The organism is Enterococcus ratti, assembly GCF_001886195.1.
In the GTDB taxonomy this organism is placed as follows: Bacteria; Bacillota; Bacilli; order Lactobacillales; family Enterococcaceae; genus Enterococcus_B; species Enterococcus_B ratti.
The window spans coordinates 83,095-98,548 of sequence record NZ_JXLB01000005.1 but is presented as its reverse complement, the minus strand read 5'-3'; the positions used below and the strand labels follow the sequence as shown (position 1 = coordinate 98,548).

The 15,454-nt window shown below is 35.0% G+C and carries 16 protein-coding genes; all 16 read left to right on the top strand.

Annotated elements, in window-relative coordinates; translation table 11 throughout:
- Window positions 1-130: 130 nt before the first annotated feature.
- A complete protein-coding gene (locus RV14_RS03585; RefSeq protein ID WP_071854939.1) occupies window positions 131-1,000 on the top strand; it encodes a class II fructose-bisphosphate aldolase in 870 nt (289 codons plus the stop codon).
- A gap of 227 nt (window positions 1,001-1,227) precedes the next feature.
- Window positions 1,228-2,493, top strand: coding sequence for a UDP-N-acetylglucosamine 1-carboxyvinyltransferase (locus RV14_RS03580; protein ID WP_071854938.1), 1,266 nt, complete (start codon window positions 1,228-1,230; stop codon window positions 2,491-2,493).
- Complete coding sequence (gene rho, locus RV14_RS03575) at window positions 2,490-3,785, top strand: transcription termination factor Rho (RefSeq protein WP_071854937.1); 1,296 nt, start codon at window positions 2,490-2,492, stop codon at window positions 3,783-3,785. Before RV14_RS03580 ends, rho begins: the two co-directional genes overlap by 4 nt.
- Window positions 3,786-3,883: 98 nt before the next feature.
- Complete coding sequence (locus RV14_RS03570) at window positions 3,884-4,147, top strand: type B 50S ribosomal protein L31 (RefSeq protein WP_002290330.1); 264 nt, start codon at window positions 3,884-3,886, stop codon at window positions 4,145-4,147.
- A 939-nt stretch (window positions 4,148-5,086) separates the two neighbouring features.
- Window positions 5,087-5,503 carry a PTS sugar transporter subunit IIA gene (locus RV14_RS03560; RefSeq protein ID WP_071854935.1) on the top strand — a complete coding sequence of 139 codons (417 nt, stop codon included), beginning with the start codon at window positions 5,087-5,089 and terminating at the stop codon, window positions 5,501-5,503.
- Complete coding sequence (locus tag RV14_RS03555) at window positions 5,500-5,970, top strand: PTS sugar transporter subunit IIB (RefSeq protein ID WP_071854934.1); 471 nt, start codon at window positions 5,500-5,502, stop codon at window positions 5,968-5,970. Before RV14_RS03560 ends, RV14_RS03555 begins: the two co-directional genes overlap by 4 nt.
- A gap of 13 nt (window positions 5,971-5,983) precedes the next feature.
- The gene (locus tag RV14_RS03550; RefSeq protein WP_071854933.1) at window positions 5,984-6,754 is read left to right on the top strand and encodes a PTS mannose/fructose/sorbose/N-acetylgalactosamine transporter subunit IIC; all 771 of its coding nucleotides are present in this window, start codon (window positions 5,984-5,986) and stop codon (window positions 6,752-6,754) included.
- Between the two features lie 13 nt (window positions 6,755-6,767).
- Window positions 6,768-7,580: a PTS system mannose/fructose/sorbose family transporter subunit IID gene (locus tag RV14_RS03545; RefSeq protein WP_071854932.1), complete on the top strand. Its 813-nt coding sequence runs from the start codon at window positions 6,768-6,770 to the stop codon at window positions 7,578-7,580.
- A 51-nt stretch (window positions 7,581-7,631) separates the two neighbouring features.
- Window positions 7,632-8,597 carry an SIS domain-containing protein gene (locus RV14_RS03540; protein ID WP_071854931.1) on the top strand — a complete coding sequence of 322 codons (966 nt, stop codon included), beginning with the start codon at window positions 7,632-7,634 and terminating at the stop codon, window positions 8,595-8,597.
- A gap of 283 nt (window positions 8,598-8,880) precedes the next feature.
- A complete protein-coding gene (locus tag RV14_RS13000; RefSeq protein ID WP_425429252.1) occupies window positions 8,881-10,422 on the top strand; it encodes a sigma 54-interacting transcriptional regulator in 1,542 nt (513 codons plus the stop codon).
- Window positions 10,423-10,424: 2 nt separating this feature from the next.
- Entirely contained in the window at window positions 10,425-11,231 is an 807-nt protein-coding gene (locus tag RV14_RS12995; RefSeq protein ID WP_425429251.1) for a PTS sugar transporter subunit IIA domain-containing protein, read from the top strand.
- The gene (locus RV14_RS12990) at window positions 11,225-11,509 is read left to right on the top strand and encodes a PRD domain-containing protein (protein ID WP_425429250.1); all 285 of its coding nucleotides are present in this window, start codon (window positions 11,225-11,227) and stop codon (window positions 11,507-11,509) included. Before RV14_RS12995 ends, RV14_RS12990 begins: the two co-directional genes overlap by 7 nt.
- Window positions 11,510-11,522: 13 nt before the next feature.
- Window positions 11,523-12,161 carry an HAD family hydrolase gene (locus tag RV14_RS03530; protein ID WP_071854930.1) on the top strand — a complete coding sequence of 213 codons (639 nt, stop codon included), beginning with the start codon at window positions 11,523-11,525 and terminating at the stop codon, window positions 12,159-12,161.
- 254 nt (window positions 12,162-12,415) lie between these two features.
- A complete protein-coding gene (locus tag RV14_RS03525) occupies window positions 12,416-12,892 on the top strand; it encodes a PTS sugar transporter subunit IIA (RefSeq protein WP_071854929.1) in 477 nt (158 codons plus the stop codon).
- 47 nt (window positions 12,893-12,939) lie between these two features.
- On the top strand, window positions 12,940-14,325 hold the full coding sequence (locus RV14_RS03520; protein ID WP_071854928.1) for a PTS fructose transporter subunit IIC: 1,386 nt from the start codon (window positions 12,940-12,942) through the stop codon (window positions 14,323-14,325).
- A 12-nt stretch (window positions 14,326-14,337) separates the two neighbouring features.
- Entirely contained in the window at window positions 14,338-15,198 is an 861-nt protein-coding gene (locus RV14_RS03515) for a ketose-bisphosphate aldolase (RefSeq protein WP_071854927.1), read from the top strand.
- Window positions 15,199-15,454 lie beyond the last annotated feature (256 nt).

Below are 15,454 nucleotides of genomic sequence, written 5' to 3'. Positions count from 1 at the left end.
AAAAAAATTTTGAAAATTTTCATTTTCAGTGATTTTAGTAGAAAACTGTGAAGATGTTTGGTAAAATAGGGTCGTTGGTTAAGAATCGTCTTAACAAATTTAGTTTGACAAAACTTAGGAGGAATTTATTATGCCAGTAGTATCAGGAGCTGAATTTTTAAAAGCTGCTCGTAAAGGCGGGTATGCGGTCGGTGGATTTAATACAAATAATTTAGAATGGACGCAAGCAATTCTTGAAGCAGCTGAAGCAAAAAAAGCGCCAGTACTTATTCAAACGTCAATGGGTGCTGCTAAATATATGGGCGGCTACAAAGTTGCAAAAGATATTATTTGTGATTTAGTAGAATCAATGAACATTACTGTTCCTGTGGCTATTCATTTGGATCATGGTGACTATGATGCTGCAATGGAATGTATTGAAGTAGGTTACACTTCCGTGATGTTTGATGGTTCTCACTTACCATTTGAAGAAAACTTGAAATTAGCAAAAGAAGTGGTAGAAAAAGCTCATGCTAAAGGTATCTCTGTTGAATGTGAAGTGGGTTCAATCGGTGGAGAAGAAGATGGAGTCATCGGTAACGGAGAATTAGCAGATATTGAAGAATGTAAGCAAATGGTTGCTACGGGAATTGACTACTTAGCTTGCGGTATTGGTAACATTCATGGGCAATATCCAGAAAACTGGAAAGGCTTGGCGTTTGATCATTTACAAGCAATTGCTGAAGCTGTAGGTTCAGATGTGCCGTTAGTTTTACATGGCGGATCAGGTATTCCTCAAGAACAAATTCAAAAAGCAATTTCAATGGGTGTTTCTAAAGTAAACGTAAATACTGAATTCCAATTATCGTTTGCTAAAGCAACGCGTGAATACATTGAAGCTGGTAAGGATAAAGAAGGAAAAGGATTTGACCCACGTAAATTGTTAGCTCCGGGGAAAGCGGCAATTGTTAAAGATGCACAAGAACACATTGATTGGTTTGGTTCGGCAAATAAAGCTTAATTTTGCCGATCAAGGACTTCCGCAAAACAGTTTATTCTGTTTTGCGGTTTTTTTATATTTTAAAAGTTGTTCGTTAGTGGAATTATTTTTTGTAGTGTTTGTAGATTGTTCTAGTTTTACTTTATATTTATAATAAATAAACAGAAAAGGAGACTCGTTTCTTTATTTCATCTATGATAAAATACAAACATATGCAATAAATTTGAACGATAACAAGGTGGAAATCGATGAAAAAAATCGTAATTGAAGGAGATCGTCTATTGACTGGTGAGGTGACGATTAGTGGAGCAAAAAATAGTGCGGTGGCTTTAATACCAGCAGCTATTTTAGCAGACTCTCCAGTTATTTTAGAAGGTGTCCCTGATATACAAGATGTTCATTCACTAATTGAAATTTTAAAAATTATGGGAGCGAAGGTCCATTTTTCACAAAATATCTTAGAAATTGATCCACGGGGAATCGTCTCAGTTCCAATGCCGAGTGGAAAAATCAATAGTTTACGAGCTTCTTATTATTTTATGGGAACTTTGCTTGGAAAATTTGGTGAGGCGGTTGTTGGGCTTCCCGGTGGATGTTACTTAGGACCGCGACCGATTGATTTGCATGTGAAAGGATTTGAAGCATTAGGTGCTTCGGTAACGAATGAGCATGGGGCTATGTATTTACGTACAAAAGCTCAAAAATTACAGGGAACTCGTATTTTTATGGATGTCGTTTCAGTTGGTGCAACGATTAATATTATGCTGGCAGCGGTAAAAGCAAAAGGTCAGACGGTGATTGAAAATGCTGCACGAGAACCAGAAATTATTGATGTAGCTACTTTATTAAATAATATGGGAGCAAAAGTCCGTGGTGCAGGGACGGACATTATTCGAATTGAAGGGGTGGAAAAACTTCATGGTTGCCGTCATTTTATCATCCCCGATCGTATTGAAGCCGGAACTTATCTTGCGCTTGCCGCAGCTATTGGAAAGGGTATCAAAATTAAAAATGTTATTTACGAACATTTAGAAAGTTTTATTGCAAAGCTTCAAGAAATGGGCGTGAATATGACAATTAGAGAAGATGAAATTGAAGTATTTCCTTCAACCAATTTAAAAGCGGTAAATGTCATGACTTATCCATATCCCGGATTTGCAACAGACTTGCAGCAGCCGCTGACACCGTTGCTCCTAATGACGCAAGGAACTGTTGAGCTTATTGATACGATTTATGCAAAACGTATTAAGCATGTACCAGAACTTGTGCGTATGGGGGCAGATATCTCGGTTGAAGGAAATTTGATTATTATGAATGGACCGAATGAACTTCATGGAACAGAAGTTGTGGCTTCTGATCTTAGAGCTGGTGCATGTTTAGTGATTGCTGGACTGCTTGCAAGAGGAACGACAACGATTTACAACGTGGAGTACATTTTACGTGGGTATGATCATATTGTTGAAAAACTGTCGGCATTAGGTGCTGAAATTAAAATAGTGGAGGAAAGTGAATGAGTGATTATTTAACGATGGCAGAGTTGGAAAATAAAACGTTAAAAGAAATTTACAGCTACGCTAAAGAATTTAAAATTCCTTATTACAGTAAAATGAACAAAAAAGAATTGTCTTTAGCGGTGATTCGTGCTCAAGCAGAAAAGCAAGGGTTTTATTACATGGAAGGAATTTTAGACATTGTCGGACAAGATGGCTACGGTTTTTTACGTCCGATCAACTATGGCCCTAGCGTAGAAGATATCTATATCTCTGCTTCACAAATTAGGCGATTTAGTTTGAGAAATGGCGACAAAGTTGCAGGAAAAGCACGTCCTCCAAAAGAATCAGAACGTTACTATGGGCTGATGCATGTTGAAAGTGTGAATGGCAAGGATCCGGAAGAAGCAAAAGAACGTCCGCATTTTCCAGCGTTGACACCTCTTTATCCACAAGAACAACTTCGATTAGAAACAGCATCTCAAAGATTATCAACAAGAATGATCGATATTTTTTCTCCAGTCGGTTTTGGCCAGCGGGGATTAATCGTGGCACCTCCAAAAGCCGGAAAAACATCTGTATTGAAGGAAATAGCAAATGGAATTACTGAAAATCATCCAGAAGTTGAACTAATTGTACTTTTAATTGACGAGCGTCCAGAAGAAGTGACTGATTTAGAGCGTAGTGTTAAAGGCGATGTGGTTTCGTCAACTTTTGATTTGCAGCCGCAAAACCATACGCGAGTTTCTGAATTAGTTCTAGAACGAGCAATGCGTTTAGTTGAAGATAAACGTGATGTAGTTATTTTGATGGATAGTATTACTCGATTAGCCAGAGCTTATAACTTGGTTGTACCGCCAAGCGGTCGTACATTGAGCGGCGGAATTGATCCAGCTGCGTTGTATAAGCCTAAAAAATTTTTTGGTGCTGCTAGAAATATTGAAGAAGGTGGTAGTCTAACAATTTTAGCGACTGCTTTAGTGGATACAGGAAGTCGAATGGATGATGTGATTTACGAAGAGTTCAAAGGAACGGGAAATCTTGAACTACAATTATCTCGTGAACTAGCGGAGCGTCGTATTTTTCCTGCAATTGATATTAAAAAATCTGGTACTCGAAAAGAAGAATTATTGATGACTACTGATCAATTAGAAGAAATTTGGAAACTTCGAAAACATATGATGGGCGATTCTTTAGATTATACCGAACAGTTGATACGCTTTTTAAGAAAAACTAAAAATAACCGACAATTTTTTAAAGAATTTCAAGATGTTTCATTCAATAAAAAAAATCAAGCAAGAAATTTAAAAAGATAATTGCAACGGTACGGAAAACATGTTAAGATATTACTGTTGTATATTGAAAAATCAACTCTGATTCAGCAAATGGGTCAGGGCAAAGGAGCGAAAAAAGCATGAAAGAAAATATCCATCCAGATTATCATCCAGTAGTGTTTATGGATTCAACAACTGGTTTTAAATTCTTGTCAGGTTCAACAAAAACTTCACAAGAAACAGTTGAATGGGAAGACGGTAATACATATCCAGTCATCCGTGTCGAAGTTACTTCTGATTCACATCCATTCTATACTGGACGTCAAAAATTTACACAAGCAGATGGACGCGTGGACCGTTTCAACAAAAAATACGGTCTCAAAGACGCAAACGCTGCGGAATAATCAAACCATTGTTCAATCAATGTTTGGCAGACTATCTGATAGGGGTAGTCTGCTTTTTTTTGACCTTCTGTAAGTTTTTAACGTAAAAAATTCAGGTCTGTTATTAGCAATTGATGTGTTCTCCCATCTTTTTGATGGAAACTACCTAGTAAATAATAATCTACGTAAGAAGAGATAGTTACTCTTAATGTCGGAATTTGAACTTATTCTAAAAAATTGGCTAAAAAGGTACAGAAAAAAATTTATTATTATAATTAGGAAAATATAGTAGAGAATTCTTTTAATTTTGAAAAATAATAAAATCTTAAATGATAAAGTCTATTTTGTTCAGGCGTTATGAAATGGGAATATTTTGACTAGACACAATAGTAAAATATATTGGCGAGTATTTTTGTCATTCTTAATGGGATTTAACTTTTTTAGTCGTTTTTACTCGCTCAATTTAATCAATTTTTTAGTGTGTATCGTCAGTTTAATACGGTTACAAAGCGAAAACACTTCGGAGCAATATTGTTTGTCCAATGGTTGGAGGCTGGGACAGAAGCAACTTCTTCGGAAATCACCATTTACTGTATTTAAAGCGTGAAGTAAAAGTATTCTTTACTTTTGTCCCATGCTGTTTTTGTTTGAACCTATGTGCTGTTTTATATTTGAGATAATAAAAGTTTCTTTTTTTATCTACTTTTAATAAAACATTTACGAGTCGTTTAGCAAGAAAATAAGATGGGAAAAAAGGGAATTTATTTAAAAATTGATTGAATAAATAAACAGTCTTTTTGTTTGACAAAGTACACATCTTTGAATGACACACTCTTTCAACACTATGTGTAAAGAAATATAAAGTGTTGAAATATCTAGTTTAAAGTAAACGCTATCAATTGTTTTTGATGTTGGCATGATATTTGCTTATAGAAAAATGAAAAGATAGGAGGAATTAAGATGGTAACCATCATACTTGTAAGTCATGGTGAACTTGCTCAAGGATTAAAGCAAACGGCCACAATGATTATCGGAGACAGCGTATCTATTTATGCGGTATCGGCTTTTAGGGATGAAGATGAACCTGTCTTAGAACAAATAAAAAAAATACTTACTCGGTTGGATCAAACCACAACTTATATTTTGACAGATATTTTAGGTGGAAGTGTCAATAATGAAATGTTAACGGTTGTAAAAAACTACCCACAGATTCATTTGATTACAGGAATGAATTTGCCGCTGGTGATTTCACTAGCCACGCATTCGGGAAAAATGAATGAAGAGGATTTGGCAAAAATTATTCAAGAAAGCCAAAACGCATTAATTGATTGTAAAAAATTGTTGGTAGGATCAATTGTCGAAGGAGACGAATTATGATTAAGCTAATACGTATCGACCATCGTTTATTACATGGGCAAGTTGTTTTTTCTTGGAGTAAGTCATTGAACATTCATCGAATTATTGTGGCAAATGGCGAAGCAGCCAAAGATGAATTTAAGAAGATGACGTTAAATTTATCGAAACCGACTGGGATTAAGCTGACTATTTTTTCTGTAGCACAACTAGTGGAAAAAATGTCTAAAATTGAAACGTTGAACGAGAATATCATGATCATATTTGGTAATACAGGGGAAGCTCGTCAATTTTGTGAATCTTATCCTAAGGTAAAGGAAATTAATTACGGCGGAATCATCAAGAAAGAAGGTGCTAAGCAATTTAGCAATGCGATTTTTTTAAATGAAGAAGAAATTACTGATGCGAAGAAAATGAAAGAGTTAGGAGTTTTGCAATTCATTCAACAGGTGCCGACTTCTAAAAAAGAGAATTTAAATACAATGATATAAAGGAGGAATAAAGATGCTGGTTCAATCAATTGTTTTAGGAATCATTGGTGTTTTTTGCATTTTAGATTCAAGAGTATTAGGAAGAATGAATTTTGAACGCCCGCTGATTGTTAGTACCCTTGTAGGCTTTGCTTTAGGAGATTTAGAAAAAGGGTTAATAGTAGGTGCTTCCTTAGAACTGATGTCGTTAGGATTAGTGAATATTGGTGCTGCTGCACCGCCAGACATGAATATGGCATCGATTATTGCTACAGCATTTGCCATTTTATCCAATGCAAATGCCGAGACGGCATTGACGATTGCGATTCCCATTTCTGTTTTAGGACAAATGTTAGGAATTTTGATGCGAACTATTTTATCTAATTTAACGCATACAGCTGATACATTTATTGAACAAGGAAAATTTCATAAAGCGCGAAGAATACATATTTTATATGGTACGCTGCTCTATAGTCTCATGTACTTTGTTCCGATTTTTCTTGCAATTTATTTTGGTACGAACTTAGTTTCTCGGATTGTTGAAGCAATTCCAGAATGGTTAACTGATGGGCTAACGGTGGCAAGTAAAATTTTACCGGCTTATGGGTTTGCTCTTTTATTGCAAACGATGTTGACTAAAAAAATGCTTCCATTCTTATTACTGGGTTTTTTGATTACTGCTTATTCCGGTTTAGGTGTTACTGGAATTGCAGCTTTTGCTTGTATTGTGGCGTTTGTGATGGTGCAGATTTATGGAAAAAATTCAGAGGGTGTACAAGAGCCGGATGCATTAGATGAATTATAAGGAAGGAAATAAGATGAAGAAAAAAGATCCGAACGTATGGAAGTATCGGCAATTTTTATGGCGTTCGTGGGCTATACAAGCTTCTTGGAATTATGAACGTCAAATGAACATGGGATTTATGTATGGGATTGCGCCGATTTTAGATGAGTTATACAAAGAATCAAACGATGCATCTTTGAAAAAAGCAGCCTATGAACGGCACATGATGTATTATAATTGTACTCCTCAAACGAGTGCTTTTGTGTTGGGACTGACTGCTTCCATGGAAGAACAATATTATAAAGACAAAGAAAATTTCAATCCAGAATCAATCAGTGCTATCAAAACTTCATTAATGGGTCCGCTATCAGGGATTGGCGATTCTTTTTTTCAAGGAACGATTCGGGTGTTGGCTTTTGGTTTGGGAATTAATTTGGCACAACAAGGGAGCATTTTAGGTCCAATATTGGCCATGCTTATTTCCTTTGTGCCTTCGCTGCTAATTACTTACTATGGTGGAAAAATTGGTTACACGATGGGAAACAAATATTTAGCTAAACTTTACCAAGAAGGCTTAATGGATAAAGTAATGTATGTGTGTTCGATTGTTGGATTAATGGTTATTGGCTCGATGATTGCAAGCATGATTGGTATTACTACGCCAATCCAAATGGGTAAAGCGTTTGTCTTGCAAGAAGTATTAGACAATATTATGCCACAACTTTTGCCATTAGGCTTAACTTTTTTCATGTATTGGTTATTGCAAAGAAAAGTGAAAACAGGCTGGATGTTAGCTACTTGTTTAATTGGCGGAATTGTTTTTAGCTTATTAGGAATTTTACAATAAGGGATTAACCAATTATTTGGTTGAATAATATAATAAGGAGGAATTCAATAAATGAATTCAAAAGAAATCATCCAAGAAATTGTGTCAAAAAAAGAAATAAAATCAGTCGTATTCGTCGGTTGTGGTGCCTCAAAAGCAGACTTATACCCTGCAAAATATTTTCTAGAACAAAATGCAAAGCAGTTACGTATTAGTCATTACACAGCGAATGAATTTAATCATGCTACACCGGCTTCAGTGGATGATACGAAAATTGTCATTTCTGCTTCATTAGGAGGAGCTACGCCAGAAACAGTGGAAGCTAATGCTGTAGCTAAGGAAAAAGGTGCAACAGTCATTAGTTTAACACGAAGTATCGATTCGGCGTTGACAAAAGAGGCTGATTATGTGATTTATCATGGATTTGCTGAAAATTATGCCGCAAAATTAGAAAAAACTGGCTATTGTTTAGCATTAGCGGTAGAACTTTTGCAACAAGTAGAAGGTTACAAACATTATGAAGCGATGCAAAAAGGATTTTCTGTTATTTACGATTTGGCGCAAAAAAGTGCAGAATCTGCTCGAAAAGAAGCAAAAAATTTTGCCCAAAGATTTAAAGACGAAAAAGTTATTTATGTCATGAGTAGTGGAGCAACTCATGAAGTAGCTTATTCGACAGCGATTTGTTTGCTGATGGAAATGCAATGGATTCATTCAGGTACTTTCCATTCGGGTGAATTTTTCCACGGACCTTTTGAAATTGTTGACAAAGAAGTACCATTCATTTTATTGATGAATGACGGACGAACAAGAAAGCTAGATGCTAGAGCTTTAACTTTCCTTGAGCGCTTTGATGCAAAAACGCAAGTTGTTGATGCATTAGACTATGGTTTATCTTCTTATGTTGCTAAAGAAGTAGTGGATTATTTTAATCCGTTTTTGATTACTGCTGTATTTAGAGTGTATGCAGAAGAACTAGCAAAGTTACGTGAGCATCCCCTAACTAAACGACGTTACATGTGGAAACTAAGTTACTAAACTGTTCATAGGCATAATCATAAGTAATTGTTGTTTTTGCTTCTTTCTTAAAAGTGACGGTGAGACTAAGCCTAAAATAAGCTGACATCTACGAGTATTCGTTAATGTCGGCTTGTTGTTTGAGGTTGACCATTTTCTGTCTTTTCCATAGGCTAAAATAATTTTAATCAATAGATGGTGAAAGTAGGTGGAAAGATGCAACGTCTAGATGAATACTTATATCAATTGACTTTATCTTTGAAATCAAACAAAAACGAGTCGATAAAATATTCGGCTGCAAGTATTGAAACTTGATCGAAGTACAATCAGTAGTTATTTAAATGAAGGATTTCGTCAAGGTAAATTCATAAAGGTGAAGAATTATCCTGTCTTGTTTTTACATAAAAAGGCGCTGGAACAACTGCAAATATTCACTTACCAATCAGAAGTTGCGTCACTTGAGGAATTATTCTTTCCGATGAAAAAGCCGGTTTTAGATCAGATCATTGGGTCTAATGGAAGCCTTAAAGAAGCGATTAATCAAATAAAAACTGCGATACTTTACCCCGATCAAGGACTTCCCTTGCTATTAATTGGTGCAAGTGGTTCAGGGAAAACCTTCCTAGCAAGTAAAATATATGAGTATGCAGTAGAAGAAAAAGTAATTAAAACAAAGGCTCCTTTTTTTGCGTATAACTGTGCACAATATTTTAACAACCCAGAGTTGTTATCTGCCGCATTGTTTGGTTATACAAAAGGTGCATTTACTGGGGCAACACAGGAACATTTGGGACTTTTAGAAAAAGCCGACGAAGGGCTCCTATTTTTAGATGAAGTTCATCGGTTGCCAGCTGAAGGACAAGAAAAATTATTTACTTTTATGGATACAGGTGAATTTTCGCCAATGGGGGATAATAGTATTCGGAAAAAAGCCAATGTTCGATTAGTTTTTGCCACTACAGAAAACGTATATACTACGTTTTTGCCAACATTTCTTAGAAGGCTACCTGTAGTGATAAATTTGCCAAAATTTCAGCAGCGCCCTTGTTTCGAACGGTTAGCTTTAATAGACGAATTTTTTATTTCTGAGAGTAAAATTTTAAACAAAGAGCTATCCGTTTCTAGTTCATTCATCCATTTTTTAATGAACAGTAATTTTGAAGGAAACGTGGGTAATATAAAAAATATTATTAAATATGCTTGTGCTAACGCCTTCATTCATCAAAAAGAACAGGAATACATTCAAGTAAGGTTGTTGGATATGCCTTTGGAATATAGTTATAAGTATAAAGAACGACTCAATAACCCAAGAAAAAAAACATCTGTCCGTTGTTATCATCCGCAAGCCAAACACCAACTGCAATTAAAGCGAGAAAACTTATTATTAAATCAGTTTTTTAAGAAATTATTGGCTGATTTTTCTAATGTGCTTGCCCAAAAAAAGAATATGAAAGCATTTTTAAATGAAATGGCAATGAAAGTAACTCAGGTAATGGATACGCTTGTTTTTCAAGAGGATTACGAAAAGGAGCAATCTTTGTATACCATTTTGACGTATCATATTCGTCAAATTATTGATTTTATGCGAGAAAGTTATGGGTTTGAACAAGATGGAAATCGAGTAATTGCGCTTGCTAGTTATCTGTATGCAAAAGAACATCAAGCGATAATGGAAGATCAAAGACAAGAAAGAAAAATAAGTGATCAGTTAAGTGAACGTTTAAGTCATATGATAGAGACTCCTTATTGGTATGCAAAAAAAATTTTATATTTATTAGCTGAGCGTTTAGATCAACCAGTGTATAAAGAAGATATTTTTTTATTGCAATCTATTTTTACAGCTTAAATATGACTGATGTTAAGACAGGAATTAAAAGTATTGTTTTAGCTCACGGTTATTCTACAGCAAGTAGTATGGCAAATGTAGCTAATCGGTTATTAAATAAAAATGTATTTCAAGCTTATGACATGCCTTTAGATATTACTTTGGAAAAAATAAAAGCTCAACTCATTCGTTTTATTGGTGAATATCGGGCGGATTCAGGGTTGATTTTATTAGTAGACATGGGATCGTTGAATCAATTAGGCAACATGCTGATAGATCATTTAAATGGACCGTTATTGTTATTTGATCATGTCAACACCCCTATGCTGTTAGAAGTAGGGCAATATATTTTAAATAATAAAAGTATTACGGAAATTAAAGAAAAAATTGACACAAATTTATCGCTGAAAAAGCAATTGTTGCTTCCGAAAAAAAAGAAAAAGAAAGCGATTGTTACTTGTTGCTACACAGGAATTGGCAGCGCCACTCAAATTCAGGAAATCTTACTCAAATGTTTAGGAGATACAGTTAGCGAGTTAGCAATTATTTCTTATGATTACAAAAAATTAGCGGAAAATAAAAATTATGAAGCACCTTTTCAACTGTATGATGTTATTATGATTGTTGGAACGGAAGATCCGAAAATTAATCAAATTCCTTACATAGGATTAGATCATTTAATTAACGGAGAAGCCGTTGGAGAATTTGTACAGCAACTAAAAAAAGAAGTCATGATTGAAGCGGAAGATTTACAAAAAGAATTGATTTTTCGTTTTTCTATTAGCAAAATCGTAGAAAATTTAACGATTTTAGATCCTGATAAGTGTTAGTATCTGTTCAAAAAGCACTGAAAGATTTAGCTAAATTATTAAACATTGAATTTTCTAACAATCAGCTTTTTTTGCTGTACTTGCATTGCAGCTGTATGATTGAACGCATTTTACGAAAAGAAAGTGTAGATGAACAAGAAGATATTGAACAGTACAAAAAAGAAAACGGTAAAATCATGGAAAAAATTCATCAAGCCTTTTATGATGTAGAATGTGAATATACGATTCAAATACCTGATTTAGAATTAAGATTATTGAATGATATTATTCAAGGATAGGAGTGAGAAGGTTATGACTACTGGCGTTATTTTTGATATGGACGGTGTGTTGATTGACAGTGAAAGTTTTTATTTTGAACGAAGAATGAATTTTTTTACCCATCTAGCTGTAACACCTACTTCCGTTAAAATGGCCGATTACGTTGGTAAGACAGAAAAAGGAATTTGGGAGACTTTGGTACCAAATAACTCAAACTTACGCAAACAATTATATTTCGCCTACCTTGATTACCGCCAAGCTCATCCGATTGATTTTCAACAAGTGCTGCGAAAAGAAGTAAGGTGCTTGCTTAGAGAATTGAAAAAGCAACAAATAAAACTAGCCTTAGCTTCTTCATCCCCATTAGTAGAAATAAATAAAATGCTCAGACAATGTCAAATTCAACACTATTTTGATTTTGTAATTAGTGGTGAAGAATTAGAAAAAAGTAAGCCTCATCCTGAAATTTATTTAAAGTGCAAGCAGGCATTGGCTGTCACTTCTTTTCTTGCTGTAGAAGATTCAACAGTCGGGATTGAAGCAGCTAAAGCCGCAAATATTTATACTGTTGCTTTGAAACAGCCATTTTACGTGGATCAGACAAAAGCAGATAGACAAATCAATCACTTAAATGAAGTAATGGAAGTGATTTCAGAACAGCAATTTTCTTGAAAGATTAGCCTTTAATAAAAAAATTCTAAATAAACACCGTATATTTTGATGAGTAAAGACAAAATATGCGGTGTTTATTTAAGTAGTTTTTTTATGATATTTTGAACGATCGCGTTCTTTTTTTTGACTGAATTTTTAATATTTTATCTTGCTTTTCGTTTTTCGTTCAAAGCGTTGAATGGTTTAATAAGCAATGCTATACTTTCCACAATCGAAAGAAAGCGATAACAATATAATGAGAGAGGTTAGTGAAAATGACTATTAGTCAATTGATTTTAGAAGATTTAATTCTTTTTGACGACTCCATTCGATCTAAAAAATCATTATTTGAATGTTTAGGAAACATGCTCGAATCTGCCGGTAGAATAAAAGATTCTAAAAAAATAATTCGTGCGTTTTTTAAACGTGAAGCAGAAGTATCCACTGGAATAGAAGATGGATTTGGTATTCCTCATGCTAAAAGCAAGTACGTTTTGGTGCCAACGGTCTGCTTTATTCATAGTGGAAAAATAACAGAGTATCTTGGAGTAGATGGCATACCCATTGAATATGTTTTTGCTATAGTTGTTCCTTCAAAGTCTTCAGCCAGTCATCTAGAAATTCTCAGCATGCTTTCAAGGCAGTTAGTAGACTCGTCATTTAGAAAACAAATAAAAGAAGCAACGAGTAGGAAAAAAATCATGACCATTTTAAAGAATATAGAAGGAAGTGAACCTTATGTACTGAATTGAGTATCAACGAATACCATTATTAAATAGACAAATAGGGGAGAATAACGATGAAAATAATTGGTGTAACTGCATGTCCTACAGGGATTGCACATACTTACTTATCGGCAGAAAAGTTAGAAACAACAGCTAAAGAAATGGGGCATGAGGCAAAGTTTGAAACACAAGGAGTCAAAACGGAAAACTGTTTAACAAAAAAAGAAATCTTTGAGGCAGCTGTTATTATTCTAGCAATTGATAAAGAGATCAACATGGATCGCTTTGTGGATAAAAAAATAAAGAAAGTTTCTACAAGTCAAGCAATTAAAGAACCAGAACGTGTCATTCAAGAAGCTTTAAAAGAAATTGGTACCGTAGAAGTTTCAAAAACTATGCATAAAAGTCCATCCGTCTCTAAGCCTACACTTTATAACTATTTTATGAGCGGTGTAAATTACATGCTGCCATTTGTTATTGCAGGAGGAATCATTATTGCCTTAAGTTTTGCTTTTGGAATTACAGCTTCTGATCCTGAAGCAAAAGATTATCATATTTTAGCAGCGACACTGTCACGAATTGGGGGAGAAACAGCATTTGCAATGATGGTTCCAGCATTGGGAGCAGGTATTGCCACTTCTATAGCAGGTAAAGCTGGTTTTGCGCCAGGTATTGTAGCCGGTTTACTTGCTTCAACTGGTGGTTCTGGGTTCCTTGGAGGGATGATTGGCGGACTTTTAGCAGGATACGTGACTGATTTTCTAACTAATAAGATAAAAATAAAAAAAGAAATGATGGCAATGTATCAGTTAATTGCCGTACCCCTTCTTTCCATTCTCATTATTGGTCTTACAATGGTTTTTGTATTTGAACAACCGATTTCGTGGCTGTTAGATACTTTAACGAATTGGCTAAACGGGTTAGGAGATACTTCTGGATTGCTGTTTGGCTTAATTATTGGTGTGATGATGGCCGCAGATATGGGCGGACCAATTAATAAATCAATTTCAACCTTCTCCATTGGTTTAATGTCAGCTGGCGTAAATGCACCAATTGCAGCATGCATGGCAGCAGGAATGACGCCACCGCTAGGCATCGCCTTAGCTACACTTTTATTTAAAAAAAAATTTACAAAGGAAGAGCGAACATCAGGTCAGTCATGTTGGGTTTTAGGTGCTTCTTATATTACAGAAGGCGCCGTCCCTTTTGCTGTTTCGGATCCGATCAGAGTCATTCCAAGTTTGATGCTAGGATCAGCCACCGCAGCAGGAATTTCCATGGCATCAGGAGTAACGTCAATTGCTCCGCATGGAGGAATTTGGGTTTTGCTCATTCCTAACGTCATCAAACATTTACCAATGTATTCATTGGCAATTTTAGCTGGTACAGTGGTGACCGCATTTTCTTTAGGTCTACTCAAGCAAACAGTAACACAAGAATCAAAAAGTACTCATAAATAAGGGGGAAATATCATGTTATATACAATGCAGGCCTTGCTAAAAGTTGCAAAGGCCAATCAGTTTGCCGTTCCTGCATTTAATATTTGCAGTTACGACATGTTGAAAGCCATCATGGAGGAAACAGAGCGATTAAAAGCGCCGGTCATTTTAGAAATACATCCAGATGAAATCGCGTATTTAAATAATGAATTTATTAACTCTGTCAAGGCCTATGCACAGACAAGCAAAGTTCCAGTGGTGGTTCATTTAGATCATGGGAAAACAATTGCCGATGTATTAAGAGCAATTCAAAATGGGTATACATCTGTCATGATTGATGCATCTTTGCAATCATTTTCAGAAAATTTGAAAATAACAAAAGAAGTAGTTTCACTTGCTCATGCAGTAAACGTTTCAGTTGAAGCAGAACTTGGAACGATTGGAAATAATGGTTCGGCTGAAGGGGGAGAAGCAAACATTGTTTATACTGATCCAGATTTAGCTCAACGCTTTGTGGAAGAAACAAATATTGATACTTTAGCCATAGCCATCGGTACTGCTCATGGGCTATACCCAAAAAATAAGACGCCAAAATTAAACATTGAACTATTAAAAGAATTGAATCAAAAACTAACGATTCCTTTTGTCTTACATGGCGGTTCGGGGAATCCCGACAAGGAAATTAGTGAAGCTGTTCAATACGGTGTAGCAAAAGTAAACCTTAGTTCGGATCTTAAAAGTGTTTTTTTTGATGCTTTAAGAGAGTTTTTAACTGAAAATTCAAAAGTGTATGAACCGAACATGATTTATTCGCATGCAAATAAAAAAGTTCAAGAAGTAGTGAGACACAAAATGGCGATCTTAAACGCAATTGGCAAAGCAAAATGTTATTAATGTGATCCAGTAAAAAAATAATTTTTTACTAAATGAATTAAAATGTTAAAGAAATAATCAAAAATAAGTTCTTTTTTTAGATGTTAAAATAACTGGATGTTTTAATTTATCAATCATACAATGATGTTTCTCAAGTTGCTTTTTCGTAGAAACGTTTGTTTCAATTTCTTACGCTATCTTGTTTTATTTTTGTTAACTATGGTTGAAAAATAAGCATAGGGAGAACGAGAGATGTTAAGTGATGTATAGGTTCGTC

Bases quoted from the DNA above. Each gene is read 5' to 3' on its own strand.
- RV14_RS03550 (WP_071854933.1), top strand. From the start codon at position 5,984: ATGCTGGTTCAATCAATTGTTTTAGGAATCATTGGTGTTTTTTGCATT.
- RV14_RS03555 (WP_071854934.1), top strand. From the start codon at position 5,500: ATGATTAAGCTAATACGTATCGACCATCGTTTATTACATGGGCAAGTT.
- RV14_RS12995 (WP_425429251.1), top strand. From the start codon at position 10,425: ATGACTGATGTTAAGACAGGAATTAAAAGTATTGTTTTAGCTCACGGT.
- RV14_RS03540 (WP_071854931.1), top strand. From the start codon at position 7,632: ATGAATTCAAAAGAAATCATCCAAGAAATTGTGTCAAAAAAAGAAATA.
- RV14_RS03560 (WP_071854935.1), top strand. From the start codon at position 5,087: ATGGTAACCATCATACTTGTAAGTCATGGTGAACTTGCTCAAGGATTA.
- RV14_RS03515 (WP_071854927.1), top strand. From the start codon at position 14,338: ATGTTATATACAATGCAGGCCTTGCTAAAAGTTGCAAAGGCCAATCAG.
- RV14_RS03530 (WP_071854930.1), top strand. From the start codon at position 11,523: ATGACTACTGGCGTTATTTTTGATATGGACGGTGTGTTGATTGACAGT.
- rho (WP_071854937.1), top strand. From the start codon at position 2,490: ATGAGTGATTATTTAACGATGGCAGAGTTGGAAAATAAAACGTTAAAA.
- RV14_RS03520 (WP_071854928.1), top strand. From the start codon at position 12,940: ATGAAAATAATTGGTGTAACTGCATGTCCTACAGGGATTGCACATACT.
- RV14_RS03545 (WP_071854932.1), top strand. From the start codon at position 6,768: ATGAAGAAAAAAGATCCGAACGTATGGAAGTATCGGCAATTTTTATGG.
- RV14_RS03525 (WP_071854929.1), top strand. From the start codon at position 12,416: ATGACTATTAGTCAATTGATTTTAGAAGATTTAATTCTTTTTGACGAC.
- RV14_RS03570 (WP_002290330.1), top strand. From the start codon at position 3,884: ATGAAAGAAAATATCCATCCAGATTATCATCCAGTAGTGTTTATGGAT.
- RV14_RS03585 (WP_071854939.1), top strand. From the start codon at position 131: ATGCCAGTAGTATCAGGAGCTGAATTTTTAAAAGCTGCTCGTAAAGGC.
- RV14_RS03580 (WP_071854938.1), top strand. From the start codon at position 1,228: ATGAAAAAAATCGTAATTGAAGGAGATCGTCTATTGACTGGTGAGGTG.